Consider the following 21,934-nt stretch of genomic DNA (forward strand, 5'->3'; position numbering starts at 1 on the left):
GGGAAGCCGACCGCCCGGCTTACCAGGTGATCCTTTCAGCGGCCGGTGACGGCGGCGGTCAGGCGCCGCTCGATGTCGGTGAGCGCGGCGACGCCGTACACCCGGCCGTCCGCCTCGACCACCAGGTACTCGCCGGCCGGCGTGGCGCGGACGGCGCGCAGCAGGTCCTCGCCGCCCAGGTCGGCGGAGAGCCGCAGGCCCGGTTCGAGGTCGCGGGCGAGCGCCCCGACGGCGATCCACGGGCGGCGGTGCTCGGGCACGGCCCGCACCTGGGACTCGCGGACGATGGCGATCGGCTCGCCGCGTCCGTCGACCACCACGACCGCGCCGGCCTGGTCCTCGCGGGCGCGGCGCATGGCCTCGCCGAGCGGGGTGTCGGCGGTGACCTCGACGGCCCGGCGGGCGAGGTCGCGCAGCCGCAGGCCGGGCAGCGCCTCCTTGAGCCGGGCGTTGCGCACGGCGCCGCCGGCGCCGTTCCAGATGATCGCGGCGAGGACGGCCGCCAGCACCGCGTCGACCAGGGTGTCGGTGGTGCTGCGCTCGGTCCCGCGGGCGGCGCTGGCCAGCGGCAGGCCGATCAGGACGGCGACGGCCAGGGCCCGGCCGACCCAGGCGGCGGCGACGGTGCCGGCCATCGGCCGGCCGGTGAGCGCCCAGACCACGGCGCGCAGCATCCGCCCGCCGTCCAGCGGCAGGCCGGGCAGCAGGTTGAACGCGGCGACGACGAGGTTGGAGACCATCAGGCCGGTGAGCAGCACGCCGGGGACGGTGGAGAGGTCGACGGCGCGCATGGCGAGGTAGAAGGCGCCGCCGAGCACCAGCGACAGCAGCGGTCCGACGAAGGCCAGCCAGAACTCGCGCCAGGGGCTCTCGGCCTCGTTCTCGATCTCCGAGACGCCGCCGAAGAACTGGAGCTGGATCCGGCGCACCCCGAGCCGGTAACGGAGTGCGACCACGGTGTGGGCGAGCTCGTGGACCAGCACCGAGCCGTAGAAGGCGACGGCGAAGGAGAACGCGACCAGGTAGCGGGTGGCGCCGAGCTCCGGCAGGACGCGGTCGAGCTGGCCGCCGAACACCCAGGTGATCAGGGCGGCGATGACGAACCAGGAGGGGGTGACGTAGACCGGCACGCCGAAGGGGCGGCCCATCAGGATGCCGCTGCGGCGTTCCGGCTCCTCGGGCGGCGCGCCCGCCGGGCCGCCGTCCTGCGGTGGCTGGTCGGAGGTCTGCCGCCCCCTGCTGTCGCTCACCGTGATCCCTTCGGTCGGTTCCCCGTCGTGCGCCGAGCGCCGGTGCGCCCACGCTACGTGATCGCGGGCACCGGGCGGCGCGCGCCCCTCTCTCAGGCTTCATACCCACTGGAAAGGCCGTGTGGCAGCACCGTGGCAGCGGGATGACAGCACGGGGCAATAGGGTCGGGGCATGCAGCAGACCGACACCAGCGGTGCCCCCGCGGCCCCGGCCCGTCCGGCGGCACCCCCGACCGGCCTGTCCCCGTCCCGCGCGGGGGACTTCCTGACCTGCCCGCTGCTCTACCGGCTGCGGGTGATCGACCGGCTGCCGGAGCCGCCGAGCGCGGCGGCGACCCGCGGCACCCTGGTGCACGCGGTGCTGGAGCGGCTGTTCGACAGCCCGGCGGCCGAGCGGACGCCGGAGCGGGCGCTCGGCCTGCTGCGCCCGCAGTGGGAGCGGCTGCTCGGCGAGCGCCCGGAGCTGGTCTCGCTGTTCCCGGAGGACCCGGACGGTGCGGCGCTGACCCGCTGGCTGGCGGACGCCGAGAAGCTGGTCGCCCAGTGGTTCCGGCTGGAGGACCCGACCCGGCTGCACCCGGTGGAGCGGGAGCTGTACGTGGAGACGGCCCTGGAGTCGGGGCTGCTGCTGCGCGGCTACATCGACCGGGTGGACGTCGCCCCGACCGGTGAGGTCCGGCTGGTCGACTACAAGACCGGCCGGGCGCCCTCGCGGGACTTCGAGGGCAAGGCGATGTTCCAGATGAAGTTCTACGCGCTGGTGGTGTGGCGCTGGAAGGGCGTGATCCCCAAGCGGCTGCAGCTGGTCTACCTCGGCGGGGGCGGGGACGTGGTCAGCTACGACCCGGACGAGGCGGACCTGCTGGCGGTGGAGCGCAAGCTGCAGGCGCTCTGGGAGCGGATCACCGCCGCCGTGGCCACCGGGGACTTCCCGGCCACCCGCAACCGGCTCTGCGACTGGTGCGACCACCGGGCCAGCTGCCCGGAGTTCGGCGGCACCCCGCCGCCGTACCCGCTGCCGCTGAGCCGTACGTCTGACGAAGACGATCCCACGGGGGATCCGATGAGCAAGGAGTCCTAGGTGACGATCCGAGTGCTGCTGGTCGACGACCAGCCGCTGCTGCGCACCGGTTTCCGGATGATCCTGGAGGCCGAGTCCGACCTGGTGGTGGTCGGCGAGGCCGGCGACGGTCAGCAGGCGCTGGACCAGGTGCGGGCCCTGCAGCCCGACGTGGTGCTGATGGACATCCGGATGCCCAGGATGGACGGCGTGGAGGCGACCCGCCGGATCGCCGGCCCGGGGCGGGACGGTCCGGCCAAGGTGCTGGTGCTGACCACCTTCGACCTGGACGAGTACGTGGTGGAGGCGCTGCGGGCCGGGGCCAGCGGCTTCCTGCTGAAGGACGTGCCGGCCGAGGAGCTGGTGCAGGCGATCCGGGTGGTCGCGGACGGCGCGGCGATGCTGGCGCCGAGCATCACCCGGCGGCTGCTGGACATGTACGCCACCAAGCTGCCGTCGGGCGACGAGGCGCCGCCGCAGGCGCTGAACGCGCTGACGGAGCGCGAGCTGGAGGTGCTGAAGCTGGTGGCGCGCGGCCTGTCGAACGCGGAGATCGCGGCGGAGCTGTTCGTCAGCGAGACCACGGTGAAGACGCACGTCGGCCACGTGCTGACCAAACTCCAGCTGCGCGACCGCGTCCAGGCGGCGGTGTACGCGTACGAGAGCGGGCTGGTGCGCCCCGGCACGCTGTAGCCGGACGTGACGGCGGCCCGTCCGCTCCCCTTGCACCCTGGGGGAGCGGGACGGGCCGCCGTGCTGAGGGTCCCGGTCGCCCGGGTACGGCCCGCGCCGGTTACTTGCCGGCCCGGCCGATCTCCCAGAACCGGAACACGCCGGTGGTGTCGACGGTCGCCTCCACGCCGGTGATGTACGACTTCGAGGCGTAGAACGACTTGTTCTGGTAGAGCGGGATGAGCGGCACGTTCTCGGCGACGATGGTCTGCACCTGGTTGTAGGTGCCGGAGGCGGCCCCGCGGTCGGCCTGCTTGAGGCCCTCGGGCACCAGCTTCTGGCTGATCCGGGCGTCGTCCCAGCCGTGGTGGTAGGCGCCGCCCTCGACGATCAGCGGCGCGATGTAGTTGTCGGCGTCCGGGTAGTCGGCGAACCAGCCGACGGTGTACGCCTGGTACTTGCCCTCGGTCCAGGCCTTCTTGTACGCGTTCCAGTCCGGCTCGTGCTGGACGGTCACCTGGAAGAGGCCGCCGTTCTCCAGCTGCTTCTTCAGCGCCTCGGCCTCGGCGCTCTCGGTCCGCGAGCGGGACCAGGTGAGGGTCAGCTTGACCGGGACGGAGACCTTGGCCGCGGACAGGATCGCCTTGGCCTTGGCCGGGTCCTGGTCGCCGTACTTGTCGAAGAAGGACGTGCCGTGGCCGCTGACGCCGGCCGGGACCATCGAGTACAGCGGCTGGACGGTGCGGGCGAAGACGTCGCGGGCGAGCGTCTTGCGGTCGATCAGCTGGGCCGCGGCCTGGCGGACGGCGACGTTGCCGGCGGTGGCGTCCTTGGTGTTGAAGACCAGGCTGCGGGTGTCGTTGCTGTCGCCCTCGACGACCTGCAGGTCGGTCTTGCCGCCCTGCTGCTCGGACCGGACCTGGGCCGCGGTGTTGGGCTCCAGGCTGTTGTCGGTCAGGTCGACGTCGCCCTTGTCCAGCGCGGCCTTCAGGCTGTCGGCCTTGTCGAAGTACCGCACGGTGAACTTCTTGTTCCGCAGCTTGGCGTCGCCGGTGTAGCTGCCGTTGGCCGACAGGACGATCTTGCCGGGGACCTTGCCGCCGCCCGCGGCGTCCATCGTCTCGACCGAGTCGATCTTGTACGGGCCGGAGCCGACCAGCTTGTCGTTGGCGAGCACCTTGTCGGCCGGGAAGACCTGGTGGTCGACGATGGCGCCGGCCGGGGTGGCCAGCTTCGCCGGGAGCGTCGCGTCGGGCGCCGAGAGGTGGAAGATCACCTCGGTGTCGCCCTTGGCCTCGACCGACTTGATCGTGTCCAGCAGGCCGACCGGGCCGTTGGTGTCGTTGATCTTCTTGGTGCGCTCGATGGAGTAGACCACGTCCGCGGCGGTCAGCGGGTGACCGTTGGAGAACTTCAGGCCGGACTTGAGCGTGCAGTGGTAGAGCGTGGCCTCGCCGCCGGTGAACTCACAGGACTGCGCCGCGTCCGGGGAGGGCGCGCTGGAGGCGGCCGGGTAGGCCAGCAGCGACTGGAACGAGTTGCGCAGGACCAGCCAGGCGCCGGAGTCATAGGCGGCGGCCGGGTCCAGCACGCTGGTGAGCGAGGTGGTGCCCATGGTGATCGACCGGTCGCCGTCCCCCTTGACCGCGTCGGTGACCGAGCCACAGCCGGCCACCGAAACGGCCACCAGGCCGGCGCAGCCGAGCGCTGCGAGTCGTTCAGCGGAAGTCTTCACGGATCGCGTCCTTCTGGGTGCGGTCCGGCCGGGGGGCCGGTGGTCCGCGCTTCGCTGCGCCTGCGGGGTGAGCGAGGCGCGCACGGACCGGTTGCCGTGCGACCGCGGGCAGGACGGGGTTGCCCGTCCGCGACGGTGGCAGGCGCGGGGGTGTGGGGAACGAACTGGAGTAGCGTGCCATATCGAACACGCACCACCGATACCGCACAGGTGACAGTTGGGACACAAGGGGGCGGTGGGGAACCGGCCGTTCCACGAGTTGTCAGGCAATGCCCGATTTCTCCCCGACCGGGTGCCGACAGCGGACGGGCGCGGTCACTTACCGGGCGGTAGCGCCCGGCCGCAATGAGACGACAATCACACGCGCGAGGTCACGAGCGAGCGGAGCAGTTCAAGATCGACCTGCTCCAGCGAGGGCAGCACCAGCCGCCCGGGGGCCGGCTCGATCGCCGCGACCGACGGCACCGCGATCACCGGGCAGCCGGCCGCCTCGGCCGAACGGACGCCGGTCGGCGCGTCCTCCACCACCACGCAGCGGCCCGGCTCGGCGCCCAGCCGGCGCGCCGCCTCCAGGTACGGGTCCGGGTGCGGCTTGGTGCGCGGCACCTCGTCGCCGGCGACCGTGAAGGCGAAGTGGTGGGCGCCCAGCGACTGCAGCACGATGTCGATCACGTGCCGGTGCGAGGCGGACACCAACGCGGCCGGAACGCCGTGCGCGGCAAGGGTGTTGAGGAGCCGTTCGGCACCCGGCATGAGCGGCACGCCGCCGGCCAGCAGGTCCACGAAGCGCTGGTTGATCAACACCGTCAGGTCGGCCGGCGCGAGGTCCACCCCGGTGCTGGTGAGCAGGTAGTCGATCACCCGGCTCATCGGGCCGCCGACCACGTGGGCGCGGTCCTTCTCGTCCAGCGCGTAGCCCAGCTCGGCGAAGAGCGAGGCCTCGGCCTGCCACCAGAACTCCTCGGTGTCCACCAGGGTCCCGTCCATGTCCAGCAGCACCGCCTGCAGGCCCCGGCCGTCGCCGTGGTCGAGGACGCGGGTGGCGGTGGAGATGGTGGTCATGGCGGGATCCTTCCGTCGGTACCCCCGGGCGCGACCTGCGCCATGCCCCTGGGGATGGCACAGGCCGGCCCGCTGGTGAGCGGACCGGCCCGTTCAGGATGATCCAGGATACGCCCGGACCGCCCGAAAAGGGCGAACGGTGCGCGTCGTGAGGACTACCGGGCGTTGAAGTACTTGGCCTCCGGGTGGTGGATCACGATCGCGTCGGTGGACTGCTCCGGGTGGAGCTGGAACTCCTCGGAGAGCACCACGCCGATCCGCTCGGGCCGCAGCAGCTCGGCGATCTTGGCGCGGTCCTCCAGCTCCGGGCAGGCCCCGTAGCCGAGCGAGAACCGGGCGCCCCGGTACTTCAGCGCGAACATGTCCTTGACGTCCTGCGGGTCCTCGTCGCCGAAGCCCAGCTCGTAGCGGACCCGGGCGTGCCAGAACTCGGCCAGCGCCTCGGCCAGCTGCACCGAGAGGCCGTGCAGCTCCAGGTAGTCGCGGTAGGAGTTGTTGGCGAACAGCTCGTTGGCCGCCTCGGAGATCCGGTTGCCCATGGTGACCACCTGCAGGCCCAGCACGTCCTGCACGCCCGACTCCTCCGGGCGGAAGAAGTCCGCCAGGCAGAGCCGGCGGCCGCGCCGCTGGCGCGGGAAGGTGAAGCGGGTCCGCTCGGTGCCGTCCTCGTTGAAGACGATCAGATCGTCGCCCTTGGAGTTGGCCGGGTAGTAGCCGTAGACCACGGCCGCCTCCAGCCAGCCCTCGGTCTGCAGCCGGTCCAGCCACATCCGCAGCCGCGGCCGGCCCTCGGTCTCCACCAGCTCCTCGTACGAGGGGCCCTCGCCGGTGCGGGCCGCCTTGAGGCCCCACTGGCCCTTGAACAGCGCGTCCTCGTCCAGCCAGGACGCGTAGTCGGCGAACGGCACGCCCTTGACGATCCGGTCGCCCCAGAACGGCGGGGCGGGCACCCGGTTGTCGACGGCCACGTCCGAGCGGATCTGGCCGAGGTTGACCTCCTCCGGCTCCGCCACCTCGACCCGGGCGTGCCGGCGCTGCTTGAGCTCCGGCAGGGCGGCACCGGGCACGCCGCGCTTGACCGCGATCAGCGCGTCCATCAGCCGCAGGCCCTCGAAGGCGTCCCGCGCGTAGCGGACCTCGCCCTCGTAGATCTCGTGCAGGTCCTGCTCGACGTAGGCGCGGGTGAGCGCGGCACCGCCGAGGATCACCGGGAAGTCCGCCGCCAGCTTGCGCTGGTTCAGCTCCTCCAGGTTCTCCTTCATGATCACGGTGGACTTGACGAGCAGGCCGGACATCCCGATCACGTCCGCCCCGTGCTCCTGCGCGGCGTCCAGGATCGCCGAGACCGGCTGCTTGATGCCCAGGTTGACCACGTTGTAGCCGTTGTTGGACAGGATGATGTCGACCAGGTTCTTGCCGATGTCGTGGACGTCGCCCTTGACGGTGGCCAGCACGATGGTGCCCTTGCCCTCGCTGTCGGACTTCTCCATGTGCGGCTCCAGGTGGGCCACCGCGGTCTTCATCACCTCGGCGGACTGGAGCACGAACGGCAGCTGCATCTGGCCGGAGCCGAACAGCTCGCCGACCACCTTCATGCCGGCCAGCAGCGTGTCGTTGATGATCTCCAGGGCCGGGCGCCCGGTCAGCGCCTCGTCCAGGTCGGCCTCCAGGCCGTTGCGTTCGCCGTCGATGATCCGGCGCTGCAGGCGCTCCTCCAGCGGCAGCGCGGCCAGCTCCTCCGCCTTGGACGCCTTGACCGAGGCCGAGGAGACGCCCTCGAACAGCTCCAGCAGGCGCTGCAGCGGGTCGTAGCCGTCCCGGCGCCGGTCGTAGACCAGGTCGAGCGCGGCCTCGCGCTGGTCCTCGGGGATCCGGGCGATCGGGAGGATCTTGGAGGCGTGCACGATCGCCGAGTCCAGGCCGGCCTCGACGCACTCGTGCAGGAAGACCGAGTTCAGCACCACGCGGGCGGCCGGGTTGAGGCCGAAGGAGATGTTGGACAGGCCGAGCGTGGTCTGCACGTCCGGGTGGCGGCGCTTGAGCTCGCGGATCGCCTCGATGGTCTCGATGCCGTCCCGGCGGGACTCCTCCTGGCCGGTGGCCAGGGTGAAGGTCAGGCAGTCGACCAGGATCGAGCCCTCCTCGATCCCGTAGACCGTGGTCAGCTCCTCGATCAGCCGTTCGGCGATCGCCACCTTGGTGTCGGCGGTGCGGGCCTGGCCCTCCTCGTCGATGGTCAGCGCGATCAGGCCGGCGCCGTGCTCGCGGGCCAGCGAGGCGATCCTGCCGAAACGGGAGTCGGGGGCGTTGCCGTCCTCGTAGTTGACGGAGTTGAGCACCGCGCGGCCGCCGAGCGACTCCAGGCCGGCCCGCAGCACGTCCGGCTCGGTGGAGTCCAGCACGATCGGCAGGGTGGAGGCGGTGGCCAGCCGGCCGGCGATCTCCTTCATGTCGGCGACGCCGTCCCGGCCGACGTAGTCGACGCAGAGGTCCAGCAGGTGGGAGCCGTCCCGGATCTGCTCGCGGGCGATCTCCACGCAGGCCTGCCAGTCGCCGGCCAGCATCGACTCGCGGAACTTCTTCGAGCCGTTGGCGTTGGTGCGCTCGCCGATCGCCAGGTACGAGGTGTCCTGGCGGAACGGCACCGCCTGGTACAGCGAGGCCGCCGACGGCTCCGGCCGCGGGCTGCGCGGGGCGATCTCGCGGCCCTGGACGCGCTCGACCACCTGGCGCAGGTGCTCGGGCGTGGTGCCGCAGCAGCCGCCGACCAGCGACAGGCCGTACTCGCGGGTGAAGACGTCGTGCGCGTCGGCCAGCTCGGCCGGGGACAGCGGGTAGTGGGCGCCGTCCTTGCCGAGCACCGGCAGGCCCGCGTTCGGCATGCAGGACAGGCCGATCTTCGCGTTCTTGGCCAGGTAGCGCAGGTGCTCGCTCATCTCGGCCGGGCCGGTGGCGCAGTTCAGGCCGATGTAGTCGACGCCGAGCGGCTCCAGCGCGGTGAGCGCGGCGCCGATCTCCGAGCCGAGCAGCATGGTGCCGGTGGTCTCCACCGTCACCTGGACCAGCACCGGCAGGTCCAGGCCGGCCTCGGCGAGCGCGCGCTTGCTGCCCAGGATGGCCGCCTTGGTCTGCAGCAGGTCCTGGCTGGTCTCCACCAGCAGGGCGTCCGCGCCGCCGGCGATCAGGCCGGCCGCGTTCTGCTGGAAGCCGTCGCGCAGCGTCTCGTACGGGGCGTGGCCGAGGGTGGGCAGCTTGGTGCCGGGCCCGATCGAGCCGAGCACCCAGCGGGTCCGGCCGTCGGCGTGCGAGTCGGCCGCCTCGCGGGCGATCCGGGCGCCGGCCTCGGAGAGTTCGAAGATGCGGTCGGAGATCTCGTACTCGCCGAGCGCCGAGAAGTTGGCGCCGAAGGTGTTGGTCTCCACGCAGTCCACGCCCACCGCGAAGTACGCGTCGTGGACGGAGCGGACGATGTCGGGTCGGGTCAGGTTGAGGACCTCGTTGCAGCCCTCGAGGTTCTGGAAGTCCTCCAGCGTCGGGTCCTGCGCCTGGAGCATGGTGCCCATCGCCCCGTCGGCCACCACCACGCGGGTGGCGAGTGCTTCACGCAGCGCGTTCGCGCGGCTCTGCTGGGTGACGGACGGTTCGGCTGCAGTGGCCATGGGGCTTCTCCCTGGTGCGACGGCTGTCGGCTTTGCGGTCCCGCTGATTCGGGGCCGCACGTCGCCAGGGTATCCGGCCGACGGCGGGAGCCGGTGGTGTGTTCCGTATCCTGAGCGCTCGGCCGCGAGGGGAGAGCGACTGCATGGCGGGGACCGGCGCACGGGCACGACGGATCACGGGGGCTCCGGGGAGGGCGCTGCGGGCGCTGCGGGCCCGCTGGCGGGGGTGGTCCCGCCGACGGAAATCGCTGGTCGCGGTGGGGGTGGTACTGGCCGTGCTGGTCACCCCGGTCGGGGCGGGGGCGCTCGCGCTGCGGCTCCAGTACGCGGGGGAACCCTCCCCCGAGGCCCGCACCCGGGGCAAGGACGCGGCCTGGCTGGGCCACGCGTGGGTGGACGGCCGGAAGAGTGACGCCGACGTCGCCGCGCTCGCCCGGCGGCTGTCCGGCACCGGCGTCCGCGACCTCTACGTGCACACCGGACCGCTGGAGCACGACGGCACGCTGCCGCCGTCCGTCCACCCGGAGGCCCGCTGGTTCACCGAGGCCGCCCACCGGGCGATGCCCGGCATCCGGCTGCAGGGCTGGCTGGGCGACGAGGTCAAGCCCGAGAAGGACGCGCTGGACCTGGAGGACGCGCCCACCCGGGAGCGGATCACCGCCTCCGCCCGGCAGGTGCTGGACCTCGGCTTCGACGGGGTGCACTTCGACATGGAGCCGATCCGCCCGGGTTCGAAGGGCTGGCTGGCCCTGCTCGACCAGGTGCGCCCGGTGACCGCCGGCCGCGGCGCCAAGCTGTCGGTGGCCGCCCCGCAGATCGACCCGCTGCCCCACCAGCACGACCTGGGCATCCTGTTCACCGGCCACGGCAAGTGGTGGGACCAGGCCTACTTCGGCGAGACCGCCCGCCGGGTCGACCAGATCGCGGTGATGACCTACGACTCCAGCATGCCCACCGAGTCGCTCTACGGCGGCTACAACGCCTACCAGACCGAGCTGGCCCTGGAGGCCACCCCGGAGGACGTCGACCTGCTGATGGGCCTGCCGTTCTACTGGGACGACAAGTGGGGCCACCGGGGCGACGCCGAGACGGTCGACGCGGGCATCCGCGGCATCCGGCTCGGCCTCGGCCGCTACGACCTCGGGCGGCGGAACTTCGGCGTCGGCCTGTACGTCGACTTCGCCGCCACCGAGCAGAACTGGGCCGACTACCGCAGCGGCTGGGTGCGCTGAGCCCGAGCCCCGGCACGGGTCGGAACACCTAGGCCATCCGGTGGGCCAGCGCGCCCAGGTAGCGGTGGATGGCGGCGTCCTCGCCCGTCACGTAGTGCCCGATCGCGCGGTGGAGCGGCTTGTACACCTCGCCGCGCTCGGTGACGGTCAGGGTGCAGCCCGCGCCGGCCGGCGTCAGCACGTACGTCCAGGTGCCGCCGTAGGGCAGGTCCGGGTCGGCGATGCCGGTCACCAGGCGGTGCGGGGCCTCCTCCTCCACCACCTCGTACGTGGTGTGCCCGTGCTTGTCGTACTCGCGCCAGCGCGTCCGGCCGCCGGCCGTCGCCGGCAGCCGCTCGACGTGCGAGAGGCCCGGGCGCCAGGCCGGGAAGAGGTCGATGTCGGTCAGGACGTCCCAGACCGCGCCCGGCGGCTGGTCGAGGTCCAGGCCGCCCTCGCTCACGTGTTCCACCGGGAGCCGCCGCCCGGCCGCCCGGGCCGCGAGCAGCGCCCCGGCCCCGGCGGCCACCACGATTCCGGCCCCGGTCCACAGCCATCCGTTCATCCGCCGGCTCCTCACGCCCGCCGCCCGGCCCCCGCCCTCCATCATCGCGCCGCCCGGCCCGCGCCGCCCGGCCCGCGCGGAGCCGGGGGCGGCCGCGCGGGCCGGGCACCCGGACGTGGGCGCCGAGCCGCCGTCACGCCCGTCCCGGACCGTTCCGCACGGGCCCGGACGCCCGCCGGGAGCGGTGTCCGGATAACCGCTGGATCGCGGCGCCCCGCTCCCCCAGACTGTCCCGGTGCCCGGCCGTGGAGCGCTTCAAAGCCCGTAGGCTGGGCAGGTAGGGACCATGGAGCGAGGCGTTCCATGGGTGACGAGAGGTTCGACAGTCGGCAGCCGGACCGCCGGCGCCCCGGCGACCCAGCCGGGACGGGGTGCGGCCCGCCGCCGACCGGAGGGAGACGCTGGGTGATCGAGCTGGAAGATGTTCCCGAGTTGATCGACCCGGTGATGGTCTGCGCCTTCGAGGGCTGGAACGACGCGGGCGACGCCGCCTCGGCGGCCCTCGCGCATCTGGACGAGACCTGGGGCGGCAAGGTGTTCGCCGCCCTGGACGCGGAGGACTACTACGACTTCCAGGTCAACCGGCCCACGGTCTGGCTGGACGGCGGCGTCCGCCGGATCACCTGGCCGACCACCCGGCTCTCGGTGGTCCGGGTGACCGAGCCGACGACCCGGGACCTCGTCCTGGTGCGCGGGATCGAGCCCAGCATGCGCTGGCGCTCGTTCTGCAACGAGCTGCTCGGCTTCGCGCACGAGCTGGGCGTCGAACTGGTGGTGATCCTGGGCGCGCTGCTCGGCGACACCCCGCACAGCCGCCCGGTGCCGGTCAGCGGCGTCACCTCCGACCCCGAGCTGGCCCGCCGGCTGGACCTGGAGGAGAGCCGCTACGAGGGCCCGACCGGGATCGTCGGCGTCCTCCAGGAGGCCTGCACGCACGCCGGGGTGCCGGCCGTGACGCTCTGGGCGGCGGTGCCGCACTACGTCGCGCAGCCGCCGAACCCGAAGGCCACGCTGGCGCTGGTCAACAAGCTGGAGGACCTGCTGGACCTGCGCATCCCGCCGGGCGAGCTGGGCGAGGACGCCCGGGCCTGGCAGCTCGGCGTGGACCAGCTGGCCTCCGAGGACAGCGAGGTCGCCGAGTACGTGCAGCAGCTGGAGGAGGCGCAGGACACCGCCGAGCTGCCGGAGGCCTCGGGCGACGCGATCGCCCGGGAGTTCGAGCGCTACCTGCGCCGCCGGGAGAACGTCGGGCCGACGGGCGAGAAGCCGGTCGCCGGGCACGCCACGGCGGAGCGGCCGAGCGAGCCCGAGCCGCCGGCCGCGCGGGAGAGCCAGGACGGCGCCGAGGACGAGTGACCGCCGCTCGGCGGCACCGCGCGGAAGGGGCGTCAGGACGGTTGTCCTGACACCCCTTCCGCGTGTGCGGGCCGGACTTACAGCGCGACGCCGAGCAGGGCGTCCACGGTGCGCGAGACCAGGCCGGGCGCGCCGGTGTCCGTGCCGCCCTCGGCCGTCTGCCGCTCGGCCCAGCGGTCCACCGCGGCCAGCGCGGAGGGCGCGTCCAGGTCGTTCGCGAGCGCCTCGCGGACCTCGGCGAGCAGCGCCTCGGCCGGCGGGCCGTCCGGGCGGGAGACCGCGGCGCGCCAGCGGCCGAGCCGCTCGACCGCCTCGTCCAGGGTGGCCTTGGTCCACTCCCAGTCCTCGCGGTAGTGGTGCGAGAGCAGGGCGAGCCGGATCGCGGCCGGGTCGACGCCCTCGCGGCGCAGCGCCGAGACGAAGACCAGGTTGCCGCGGGACTTGGACATCTTGTGCCCGTCCAGCGCGACCATGCCGGCGTGCACGTACGCCTTGGCGTACGGGTGGCCGCCGGTGGCCACCTGGGCGTGCGAGGCGCCCATCTCGTGGTGCGGGAAGGAGAGGTCGCTGCCGCCGCCCTGGATGTCGAAGGACATGCCCAGGTACTGCAGCGCGATGGCGACGCACTCGATGTGCCAGCCGGGGCGGCCGTGGCCCAGCTCGGTGTCCCAGGCGGGCTCGCCCGGGCGGGCGGAGAGCCAGAGCAGGGCGTCCAGCGGGTGGCGCTTGCCCGGGCGGTCCGGGTCGCCGCCGCGCTCGGCGAAGAGCGGGCGCATGGCCTCGCGGCCGAGGCCGGAGACCTCGCCGAAGTGCGGGTCGGCCTCGACCGAGAAGTAGACGTCGCCGTCCAGCTCGTACGCGGCCCCGCTCGCCAGCAGCTTCTGGACCAGCGGGACGATCCACGGGATCGACTCGACGGCGCCGATGTAGTGGGCCGGCGGGAGCAGCCGCAGGGCGGTCATGTCCTCGCGGAACAGGGCCGTCTCGCGCTCGGCCAGGGCCACCCAGTCCTGGCCGGTCTCGACCGCGCGGGCGAGCAGCGGGTCGTCCACGTCGGTGACGTTCTGCACGTACACGACGTCGTGGCCGGCGTCCTTCCACACCCGCTGCACCAGGTCGAAGGCGTTGTAGGTGGCGGCGTGGCCCATGTGGGTCGCGTCGTAGGGGGTGATGCCGCAGACGTAGATCCGGGCGGTGCCGTCCTGCGGGACGACCTCCCGGACAGTGCCCGCTGCGGTGTCGTGGATACGGAGGGGGAGCCCCTGACCAGGCAGGGCGGGAACCTCGGAGGCGGGCCAGGCATGCATGGGAATCACTTTAACCGCGCGAACTTTTGAAAGCCTAACCAGTGCGCAAGATCGACTGGATTCGTCCGCCCCCGTTGCCCGAGCGGTTCCGGACTGGTAATGACCGGCCTTCGGTCGGTTCATGACCGCTCATGACCGGCTCGCGGTCGGCGTCCCGATCGGGCCGGGGCGCGGTGGAGCGCCCGGCCGGCCCTGCCGCCGACCGGGCGCCCGACCTCTCCGGAGGGGCGGCCGGAGCCGCTACAGCCGCTTCCAGAGGGCCGGTACGTTCGGCGGCTCCCAGCCGGTGAGGGCGGTGTGCCCCTGGAGGCACTGGTAGGAGACGCCGGTGTAGGTGACGCGGTCGCCCGCGGAGTAGGCCGTGCCGGCCGCCCAGGTGCCGCCCGGCTGTCCGGTCGGGGTCGCCGTGGGGGTGGGGGTGGGGGTGGCCGTGGGGGTCGGGCCGGGGGTCTGCGGCACGTTCAGGACGAAGTCGAAGCTGCCCTCCTTCGCCGGGCCGGCCTGGCGGACGTTCATCAGCAGCCGCGCGTCGTAGATGGTGTCCGTGCTGTTGCGCGGCTCTCCCGGGAAGTACAGCTGGGTGGTGAGCACCGGGCGGCCGGGCGCCTGGAGCTTGACGTGGAGGTGCCGGGTGCGGCCGGGGTAGAGGCCGGGCACGATCGTGGTGAGGCTGAACGCGCCCTGGGCGTTGGTGAACTGGTGCCCGCGGAAGGCGAAGCCGACGTTGTCGTAGGCGCCGTTGACGTCGGCCTGCCAGAAGTCGAGCAGCACGCCGGCGATCGGCAGGCAGGCCCGGCCGAAGACGTAGCCGCTCACGGTGAGCCGGGTACCGGGGGTGCCGTCGGTGATCAGCGAGGTGCGCAGCGGGGAGTCGGGCTTGAAGTACGGGCCCTCGGTCTGCTCGATGGTGGGGTCGTCGCCGTCGTGGCAGGCGGGGGTGAGGCCCGGCGCCTCGCCGGTGCCGGAGCGGTCGCGGGCCAGCGCGACGCCGCCGCCGACCAGCAGGGGGGCGGTGCCGAGCACGGCGGCGGCCTTCAGGACGGACTTGCGGCTGATCCGGCGGTCGATCAGGCCCTCCGGCCCGGTGGGCTCTTCGGACGCGGGCATGCGCCGACTCCTTCCGTGTGCGGGGGAACGGGTGGGGGCTGGGGGCACGGCCCTTGCCATGGTGGGGGCATGACAAGGGCCGGACCGGCCGCCCGCCCGGTCGCTCCGGTCGGGTCGCCGGCGGCCAGCAGTCAACCTACGGGCCGTCCGGGGCGGCCGCGATGGACGTGATCCGGGGATCGTGGTGATTTCCTCCGACCCCGGCCCGGAACTCCCCCGGGGTCATCCCGGTCTCCCGCCGGAAGAACCGGCAGAAGTACGCCGGGTCGTCGAACCCCGCCTCCCGGGACACCTGCCTGATCGTCAGGTCCGTGCAGGCCAGCAGGCGCTTGGCCTCCAGGGTCCGCTGCTGGCGGATCAGCCGGCCGGGCGTGCGGCCGGTGGCCTGCTTGACCAGCGCCTGCAGGTGGCCCGGCGAGACGCCCAACTCCTGCGCGCAGGAGGCCACCGAGCGCCGCAGCCCGCCCGGGTCGGCGATCAACCGGGTGAAGGAGGCGGCCAGTTCGGCCGTCCGGTCGGGCGCCGCGCCGCCCTCGCCGGGTGCGCGCGCCCGCAGCGCACGGACGATCAGGATGTGCAGACTGGCCCGCAGCACACCCGGGTAGCCGGCCGGGCGGGCCCGGTACTCGTGCTCCATGTCGGCCAGCAACGCGGCGACCGGCGCCGCCTGTTCACCGAGCCGCAGCACCGGCCGCCCGGCCAGCGAGCGCAGCGCGGCGAGGTCCTGCGGATGGGAGAGCAGGAAGTCCTCGTTGAACAGGACGACCTGTCCGGTGAGCCCGTCCGCGTCGGCCCAGTAGTGCACCTGGCCCGGCGCGATCACGCACAACTGCGGCGGCCGCAAGGGCCGGTGGACCAGGTCCACGACGTGGGCGCCGGTGCCGCCGGTGACGTGGACGATCTCGAAGAAGGAGTGCCGGTGGGGGAAGCCCGCCCGGGAGAGCGGGCCGATCGTGTCGAAGCCGCCGATCGCGAACGGCAGCAGGTGCGGCCGCGGGACCTGGAGGCGGTGCAGCGGCAGGTCCGCTCGGGAGGTGGTCCGTCGCTCGTCCATCGGAGCAGTCTGCGGCCGGGGCGCCGCACCGGTCCAGACCACTGCCGGTCGTAGCGGGACCGGCCGGGGGTGCTCAGATCGGCGGCCAGGGGATCGAGGGCCAGTCCTCGGACGGCACCGGGTGCCGTCCGCTGCGCCGCAACCCGTCCACCCGGGCCCGGGCGGCGGCGAGTTCGGCGGCCGTCAGGTGCGGGGCGAGCCGTTCGCCGAGGGTGCCGTCCAGCTGATCGGCCAGGCCGGCCAGCACCTCCAGCGCCTCGTCCGGCAGCCGCTGCCCGGCCCAGCCCCAGAGCAGGGTGCGCAACTTGCCCTCGGTGTTGAAGGTGACGCCGTGGTCGATGCCGTAGATCCGGCCGTCGGCGGCGGGGATCAGGTGGCCGCCCTTGCGGTCGGCGTTGTTGAGGACGGCGTCCAGCACGGCGAGCCGGCGCAGCCGGTCGTCGTCCGGGTGGACCAGCAGCGCGGTGCGCCCGCCGCCGACGTCGGCGTGCACGATCGGCAGCCAGCCCTCCTCCGGCCCCTGCGGGTCCTGGAGGGCGAGCAGCGGGGCGGCCTCCGGGTCGGGCTCCACCCAGAGCTGCACCATGCCGGGACCGTGCGGCCCGTCCCGCAGCACGGTGGGCGGGATCAGCGCCCAGCCGGTGGCGGCGGCGAGTTCGTACGCGGCGACCTCGCGGCCGGCCAGCGTGCCGTCCGGGAAGTCCCAGAGCGGGCGCTCGCCGGCCACCGGCTTGTAGACGGCCTGCGCGGTCCGGCCGTCCAGCGCGACGCTGCAGTACAGCGCGGCGTTGGAGGCGTCGCTGAGCCGACCGTGGACGGTCAGCGCGCCCTCGCGCAGCAGGAGCAGCGCGGCCGGCGGGTCGGCGGCCAGGGCGGCGCCGGCCACCGGGTCGGCCTGCGGCGGCGTCTCGGTGTTCAGCGCCGGTAGCCGTTCGCGCGCGGGCACAGGTGGCCCTCCGGGTCGAGCGGCAGGTTGCAGAACGGGCAGGGCTTGCGGCCGGCCGCGACCAGGTCCAGCGCGCGCTTGGCGAAGACCCGGGCCATCGCGCCGGTGAGCCGCACCCGCAGCATGTCGGGGCCGTTCTCGTCGTCCTCGAAGACCGCCTCGGCGTCCTCGTCGTCCTCGTCCTCGATCACCGCCTGCGCCTCGACGACCAGGCAGCCGTCGATGCTGTCCCAGGCCAGCGCCATGGTGCCGACCCGGAACTCCTGCTCCAGCGGCAGGTCCAGCGGCGCGGTGTCGAGCAGGTCGACCGGGGCGGTGGCGGGGATCGCGGCGTCGCCGCCGCTGCGCCGCAGCGCCTCGTCCAGCACCTCCTCGATCCGCTCGGCGAGCGCGGCGACCTGGGTCTTCTCCAGCAGCACGCTGGTGATCCGCCCCCGGGCGCTGGCCTGCAGGTAGAACGCCCGGGCGCCGGGCTGGCCGACGGTGCCGGCCACGAACCGTTCGGGCTGGTCGTAGAAGAAGACCTGACGGGGCACGCTCTCGCTCCGGATCGTGGGGATCGTGGTAGGGGTCGCTCGTGGGGGTGCTCGTTCCGGCTCGTTCGGGTGAGCCGGTCCTTCGGGTCGCGCTCGTCAGTAACCCTACGACCTCCCGGCCCTGCCCGGGGAGCCGAGGGCGGCCCCGGGGCGCCGGGCTCCGGCCGGTCGGCGGGGCGGGCCGGAGCTCAGGCCGTACCGGTGGCGCCGCCGACCACCGCGTCACCGTCCGGCGTGCCGTCCCGCCCGGCCGCGTCCCGGCCGTGCGGCCTCGGGGCGAGCGGGGCGAGGTCGCCGGTGTCACCCATCCTCAGCACGAACGGCCGCTGCGGCGTGTAGCGGATCGCGGTGACCGAGCAGGGCTCGACGCTGATCCGCTGGAAGTGGTCGAGGTGCAGGCCGAGCGCGTCGGCCACCACCGCCTTGATCACGTCGCCGTGCGAGCAGGCGATCCAGACCGCGTCCTCGCCGTGCTCGGCGGCGATCTTCCCGTTCCACTCGCGGACCGCGCTCACCGTGCGGTGGCTCAGCTCGCGCAGCGACTCGCCGCCGGGAAAGGCGGCCGCCGCCGCGTGGTCCTGGACGGTGCGCCAGAGCGGCTCCTTCGCCAGCTCGGCCAGCGGGCGACCGGTCCAGTCGCCGTAGTGGCACTCGCCGAGCCGCTCGTCCCGCGCCGGCGTGCCGAGCTCCGGCCGCGCCGCGAGCAGCGGCTCCAGGGTCTGCCGGCAGCGCTCCAGCGGGCTGCTGACCGCCTGCACCAGCGGGATCCCGGCGAGCCGGCCGGCCAGCGCGACGGCCTGCGCGCGCCCGGTGTCGTCGAGGTCGACGCCGGGCGTCCAACCGGCCAGGATCCCGGCGGTGTTCGCGGTGGAGCGGCCATGGCGGACGAGCAGCAGGGTGGGCATGGGGCCTAGCGTACGTGTTCCGGCGGGGCCGTCGGCCGGGTCCGCCGGTCGCGCCGGTCCGGGTCGGCCGGCGGCCGGTGCGTTCCGGCTCGGTCCGCTACCCGACGGGCCGCTCAGGAGCCACAATGGCCCGCATGATCGTGGATTGCGCCGTCTACCGCGACGGCCGGCGGGTCGAGGGCCCGGAGGACTACTCCGAGGCCCTGGCCTTCGCCCGGGCGGCCGGAGGAGACGGCTTCGTGTGGATCGGGCTGTTCGAGCCGACCACCGAGGAACTGGACACGGTCAGCGAGGAGTTCGGTCTCCACCCGCTGGCCGTGGAGGCCGCCGTGCGCGCCCACCAGCGGCCCAGGCTGCAGAGCTACCGGGACTCGCTGTTCGTGGCGCTCAGGACCATCGACTACCACCCCGGCGGCCACGCGGTGACCACCGGCGAGGTGATGATCTTCCTCGGGGACGGCTACGTGATGACGGTCCGGCACGGCGGGGAGAGCCCGCTCTCCTCGCTGCGGGCGGACCTGGAACAGCACCCCGAGATCCTCAGGTACGGGCCGAGCGCGGTGCTGCACTCGGTCTGCGACACCGTGGTGGACCACTACGTCGACGTCGTGGCCTCCCTCACGTCCGACCTGGACGAGCTGGAGGCGGACGTGTTCGCGCCCGGCCGCCCCTCCTCGGACACCGCGAGCCGGATCTACGGTTTCAAACGCCAGCTGGTGACCGTCCGCAAGGCCACCGCACCGCTACTGGAACCGATGCTGGGCCTGGCCCGCGGCGACACGCCGCTCGTCCGCGCGGAGGCCCTGCCCTACCTCCGCGACGTCGCCGACCACCTGGCCCGGACCAACGACCAGGTGGACGGCATGGACCGGCTGCTCTCGGACATCCTGAGCGCCAACCTGGCGCAGGTCAGCGTGCAGCAGAACAACGACATGCGGAAGATCTCGGCCTGGGCGGCGCTGGCCGCCGTACCGACGATGATCGCGGGGGTGTACGGGATGAACTTCGAGCACATGCCCGAGCTGCGCCAGCCGTGGGGGTACCCGGGGGTGCTGGCGCTGATGGTGGTGGTCTGCCTGGTGCTGCACCGGGTGTTCAAGAAGCACGACTGGCTGTGACACCCCCTCCCGGGGCCGCGCCGCCCGGGGCCGGCGAGCGGTGACGCCCGTCGGCCCGGGGCGGGCCGGACACTACGCCAGCCCGGCGCGCTCCAGCGCCTCGACGCCGGCGCGCAGCGCCCGCAGCCGCTCGTCCAGGGTGAACCCGGACGGCGCCAGGGTCAGCGTGGTGACGCCCGCGTCCGCGTAGGCCTGCATCCGGTCGGCGATCCGGGCGGTGTCGCCGATCAGCGAGGTGGCGTCGATCAGGTCGTGCGGGACGGCTGCCGCGGCGCCCGCGTAGTCCTTGGCCAGGTACTTCTCCTGGACCTCGTCGGCGGCCTGCTCGTAACCCATCCGCCGGGCGAGCTGGTTGTAGAAGTTCTTCTCCTTGCTGCCCATGCCGCCGATGTAGAGCGCGGCGTAGGAGCGCAGCGTGTCGACGCCGGCCTTGACGTCCTCGCCGACCGCGAGGTTCACGGTCGGGCAGAGGTCGAAGCCCTCCAGGGTCAGCCCGGCCTTGGCCCGGCCGGCCTTCAACGGGTCGAGCGAGAGCGCGGCGTGCTCGGGCGAGAAGAAGATGCCCAGCCAGCCGTCGGCGAGCTCACCGGTCTGCTCCAGGTTCTTCGGGCCGATCGCCGCGATGTACAGCGGGATGTGCTCGCGCACCGGGTGCACGGTCAGCTTGATCGGCTTGCCCGGCCCGCCCGGCAGCGGCAGCGTCCAGTGCTCGCCCTCGTGGACCAGGCGCTCGCGGGACATCGCCTTGCGGATGATCTCCACGTACTCGCGGGTGCGGGCCAGCGGCTTGTCGAACTTCACCCCGTACCAGCCCTCCGAGACCTGCGGGCCGGAGACGCCGAGGCCGAGCCGGAACCGGCCGCCGGAGAGGGTGTCCAGGGTGGCCGCGGTCATCGCCGTCATCGCCGGGGTGCGGGCCGGGATCTGGAAGATGGCCGAGCCGACGTCGATCCGCTCGGTCTTCGCGGCGACGAAGCTCAGCACCGTCGCGGCGTCCGAGCCGTAGGCCTCGGCCGCCCAGCAGACCGAGTAGCCGAGCCGGTCCGCCTCCTGGGCGACGGCGATGTTGTCGGCGTCCATGCCGAGTCCCCAGTAGCCGAGGTTGATACCGAGTCGCATCTGCCAAGCCTTCCAGTCGGGTCGTTCGCGAGGGTAACCGCGCGCTCGGCGGCCATGCTACTGGCCGGTAGGTGTGGGCCGGAACACATCGGGACGCCGGTCCCGGGGGCGCGCGGAGGGTGGCGACCGGCCCGCCGGGCGGGGAGCGTCCTGCGGGTCTGCACACCAGCCCGGGCACCGGCCGCTACGCTCAGCCGACGTGGGGACGCCTCTCCCCACCTGCGCGTTTACCGGGCGGGCCGGCCGACCCGGCGACCCGCCTACCCGGCCAGTGGAGGGCCCGTCCGATGGAAAAGCGTCACCTCGGCCGTACCGGGCTGCAGGTCTCCCGGCTCGGCCTCGGCACCATGACCTGGGGCCGCGACACCGACGAGCACGAAGCCGCCGAGCAGCTCAAGGAGTTCGTCGACGCCGGCGGCAACCTCGTCGACACCGCCGACGTCTACGCGGACGGCGGCGCGGAGTACCTGCTCTCCCGGCTCACCGACAGCCTGATCCCGCGCTCCGACCTCGTCATCGCCACCAAGGCCGGCAGCGTCCCCGAGTCCGCCCGCCGCTTCGACGGCTCACGCGGCCACCTGCTCGCCGCCCTCGACGCCTCGCTGCGCCGGCTCGGCACCGACTACGTGGACCTCTGGCAGGTGCACGCGTTCGACCCGGCCACGCCGGTCGAGGAGACGCTCAGCGCCCTCGACATCGCCGTCGCCTCCGGGCGCGCCCGCTACGTCGGAGTCTGCGACTTCAGCGGCTGGCAGCTCGCCAAGGCCGCCGCCCGGCAGCACGCCCACCACGGCCGGGTGCCGCTGGCCGGCGCGCAGGTCGAGTACTCGCTGCTCCAGCGCGGCATCGAGCGGGAGGTGCTGCCCGCCGCCCAGGACGCCGGGGCCGGCGTGCTGGCCGCCTCCCCGCTCGGGCGCGGCGTGCTCACCGGCAAGTACCGGCACGGTGTGCCGCAGGACTCCCGCGGCGCCTCCCCGTACCTCTCCGGATTCGTCCAGCCCTACCTCGGGGAGCGCTCGCGGCGGATCGTGGACGCCGTCGCCACCGCCGCCGACGGCCTGGCCAGCAGCCCGCTCGCGGTGGCGCTCGCCTGGGTCCGGGACCGGCCCGGCGTGGCCAGCGCGCTGGTCGGGGCGCGGACGGTGGCGCAGCTGCAGGCCGCGTTGTCAGTGGAGGCGCTTACTCTTCCGGGTGAGATCCGCGGTGCGCTCGACGACATCTCGGCGCCGGTCCACCGGTACCCCGACCAGGGGTGGACCGAGCTGTAGGTGC

The 21,934-nt window shown here is 73.5% G+C and carries 18 protein-coding genes; 6 read left to right on the plus strand and 12 right to left on the minus strand.

Translation table 11 applies throughout. The features are described from left to right. Nucleotides 1-35: 35 nt before the first annotated feature. Entirely contained in the window at nt 36-1,250 is a 1,215-nt protein-coding gene (locus tag ACFVHB_RS25985; RefSeq protein ID WP_380326920.1) for a site-2 protease family protein, read from the minus strand. Nucleotides 1,251-1,422: 172 nt separating this feature from the next. Here ACFVHB_RS25985 and ACFVHB_RS25990 point away from each other — a divergent pair, with 172 nt between their 5' ends. Both ACFVHB_RS25990 and ACFVHB_RS25995 read left to right on the plus strand, forming a co-directional pair. Further along, nucleotides 1,423-2,331 carry a RecB family exonuclease gene (locus ACFVHB_RS25990; protein WP_380326923.1) on the plus strand — a complete coding sequence of 303 codons (909 nt, stop codon included), beginning with the start codon at nt 1,423-1,425 and terminating at the stop codon, nt 2,329-2,331. Then, nucleotides 2,332-3,003: a response regulator transcription factor gene (locus ACFVHB_RS25995; protein WP_238739925.1), complete on the plus strand. Its 672-nt coding sequence runs from the start codon at nt 2,332-2,334 to the stop codon at nt 3,001-3,003. A gap of 100 nt (nt 3,004-3,103) precedes the next feature. Here ACFVHB_RS25995 and ACFVHB_RS26000 read toward each other — a convergent pair whose 3' ends face one another. The 3 genes from ACFVHB_RS26000 to metH all read right to left on the minus strand — a co-directional run bounded on the left by ACFVHB_RS26000 (nt 3,104) and on the right by metH (nt 9,438). After that, nucleotides 3,104-4,717, minus strand: a complete 1,614-nt coding sequence (locus tag ACFVHB_RS26000) for an ABC transporter substrate-binding protein (RefSeq protein ID WP_380326926.1) — start codon at nt 4,715-4,717, stop codon at nt 3,104-3,106. A 357-nt stretch (nt 4,718-5,074) separates the two neighbouring features. Next, a complete protein-coding gene (locus tag ACFVHB_RS26005; RefSeq protein ID WP_380326929.1) occupies nt 5,075-5,779 on the minus strand; it encodes an HAD family hydrolase in 705 nt (234 codons plus the stop codon). A 155-nt stretch (nt 5,780-5,934) separates the two neighbouring features. Further along, the gene (gene metH / locus ACFVHB_RS26010; RefSeq protein WP_380326932.1) at nt 5,935-9,438 is read right to left on the minus strand and encodes a methionine synthase; all 3,504 of its coding nucleotides are present in this window, start codon (nt 9,436-9,438) and stop codon (nt 5,935-5,937) included. 257 nt (nt 9,439-9,695) lie between these two features. On the opposite strand from metH, the gene ACFVHB_RS26015 reads away from it, so the two are divergent. Next, nucleotides 9,696-10,670, plus strand: coding sequence for a hypothetical protein (locus ACFVHB_RS26015; protein WP_380326935.1), 975 nt, complete (start codon nt 9,696-9,698; stop codon nt 10,668-10,670). 28 nt (nt 10,671-10,698) lie between these two features. Here ACFVHB_RS26015 and ACFVHB_RS26020 read toward each other — a convergent pair whose 3' ends face one another. After that, nucleotides 10,699-11,214: an SRPBCC domain-containing protein gene (locus ACFVHB_RS26020; protein ID WP_380326938.1), complete on the minus strand. Its 516-nt coding sequence runs from the start codon at nt 11,212-11,214 to the stop codon at nt 10,699-10,701. Nucleotides 11,215-11,619: 405 nt separating this feature from the next. Here ACFVHB_RS26020 and ACFVHB_RS26025 point away from each other — a divergent pair, with 405 nt between their 5' ends. Further along, entirely contained in the window at nt 11,620-12,570 is a 951-nt protein-coding gene (locus ACFVHB_RS26025; protein WP_380326941.1) for a PAC2 family protein, read from the plus strand. 77 nt (nt 12,571-12,647) lie between these two features. On the opposite strand, the gene mshC is transcribed toward ACFVHB_RS26025, so the two are convergent. From mshC to ACFVHB_RS26055, 6 genes are all read right to left on the minus strand, one after another. Beyond that, complete coding sequence (gene mshC / locus ACFVHB_RS26030; protein ID WP_380326944.1) at nt 12,648-13,877, minus strand: cysteine--1-D-myo-inosityl 2-amino-2-deoxy-alpha-D-glucopyranoside ligase; 1,230 nt, start codon at nt 13,875-13,877, stop codon at nt 12,648-12,650. Between the two features lie 240 nt (nt 13,878-14,117). After that, complete coding sequence (locus ACFVHB_RS26035; protein ID WP_380326947.1) at nt 14,118-14,984, minus strand: carbohydrate-binding protein; 867 nt, start codon at nt 14,982-14,984, stop codon at nt 14,118-14,120. 136 nt (nt 14,985-15,120) lie between these two features. Continuing rightward, complete coding sequence (locus ACFVHB_RS26040; RefSeq protein ID WP_380326950.1) at nt 15,121-16,038, minus strand: AraC family transcriptional regulator; 918 nt, start codon at nt 16,036-16,038, stop codon at nt 15,121-15,123. 73 nt (nt 16,039-16,111) lie between these two features. Next, the gene (locus ACFVHB_RS26045) at nt 16,112-16,909 is read right to left on the minus strand and encodes an SCO1664 family protein (protein WP_380326995.1); all 798 of its coding nucleotides are present in this window, start codon (nt 16,907-16,909) and stop codon (nt 16,112-16,114) included. Between the two features lie 44 nt (nt 16,910-16,953). After that, a complete protein-coding gene (locus ACFVHB_RS26050; protein WP_380326953.1) occupies nt 16,954-17,520 on the minus strand; it encodes a DUF3090 domain-containing protein in 567 nt (188 codons plus the stop codon). Between the two features lie 188 nt (nt 17,521-17,708). Next, nucleotides 17,709-18,425 (minus strand): histidine phosphatase family protein, encoded by a 717-nt coding sequence (locus ACFVHB_RS26055; RefSeq protein WP_380326956.1) that lies wholly within the window; start codon nt 18,423-18,425, stop codon nt 17,709-17,711. A 125-nt stretch (nt 18,426-18,550) separates the two neighbouring features. Here ACFVHB_RS26055 and ACFVHB_RS26060 point away from each other — a divergent pair, with 125 nt between their 5' ends. Further along, entirely contained in the window at nt 18,551-19,543 is a 993-nt protein-coding gene (locus tag ACFVHB_RS26060) for a magnesium and cobalt transport protein CorA (RefSeq protein ID WP_380326959.1), read from the plus strand. 72 nt (nt 19,544-19,615) lie between these two features. Here ACFVHB_RS26060 and ACFVHB_RS26065 read toward each other — a convergent pair whose 3' ends face one another. Then, nucleotides 19,616-20,662, minus strand: a complete 1,047-nt coding sequence (locus ACFVHB_RS26065) for an LLM class F420-dependent oxidoreductase (protein ID WP_380326962.1) — start codon at nt 20,660-20,662, stop codon at nt 19,616-19,618. Nucleotides 20,663-20,949: 287 nt separating this feature from the next. On the opposite strand from ACFVHB_RS26065, the gene ACFVHB_RS26070 reads away from it, so the two are divergent. Beyond that, nucleotides 20,950-21,930 carry an aldo/keto reductase gene (locus ACFVHB_RS26070; protein WP_380326965.1) on the plus strand — a complete coding sequence of 327 codons (981 nt, stop codon included), beginning with the start codon at nt 20,950-20,952 and terminating at the stop codon, nt 21,928-21,930. Nucleotides 21,931-21,934: the final 4 nt, after the last annotated feature.

It is taken from the genome of Kitasatospora sp. NPDC127111, from assembly GCF_042677465.1.
Classification (GTDB): domain Bacteria; phylum Actinomycetota; class Actinomycetes; order Streptomycetales; family Streptomycetaceae; genus Kitasatospora.

Coding starts and splice junctions, on each gene's coding strand:
- ACFVHB_RS25990 (WP_380326923.1), top strand. CDS start 1,423: ATGCAGCAGACCGACACCAGCGGTGCCCCCGCGGCCCCGGCCCGTCCG.
- ACFVHB_RS26005 (WP_380326929.1), bottom strand. CDS start 5,779: ATGACCACCATCTCCACCGCCACCCGCGTCCTCGACCACGGCGACGGC.
- metH (WP_380326932.1), bottom strand. CDS start 9,438: ATGGCCACTGCAGCCGAACCGTCCGTCACCCAGCAGAGCCGCGCGAAC.
- ACFVHB_RS26020 (WP_380326938.1), bottom strand. CDS start 11,214: ATGAACGGATGGCTGTGGACCGGGGCCGGAATCGTGGTGGCCGCCGGG.
- mshC (WP_380326944.1), bottom strand. CDS start 13,877: ATGCATGCCTGGCCCGCCTCCGAGGTTCCCGCCCTGCCTGGTCAGGGG.
- ACFVHB_RS26035 (WP_380326947.1), bottom strand. CDS start 14,984: ATGCCCGCGTCCGAAGAGCCCACCGGGCCGGAGGGCCTGATCGACCGC.
- ACFVHB_RS26040 (WP_380326950.1), bottom strand. CDS start 16,038: ATGGACGAGCGACGGACCACCTCCCGAGCGGACCTGCCGCTGCACCGC.
- ACFVHB_RS26055 (WP_380326956.1), bottom strand. CDS start 18,425: ATGCCCACCCTGCTGCTCGTCCGCCATGGCCGCTCCACCGCGAACACC.
- ACFVHB_RS26060 (WP_380326959.1), top strand. CDS start 18,551: ATGGCCCGCATGATCGTGGATTGCGCCGTCTACCGCGACGGCCGGCGG.
- ACFVHB_RS26065 (WP_380326962.1), bottom strand. CDS start 20,662: ATGCGACTCGGTATCAACCTCGGCTACTGGGGACTCGGCATGGACGCC.
- ACFVHB_RS26070 (WP_380326965.1), top strand. CDS start 20,950: ATGGAAAAGCGTCACCTCGGCCGTACCGGGCTGCAGGTCTCCCGGCTC.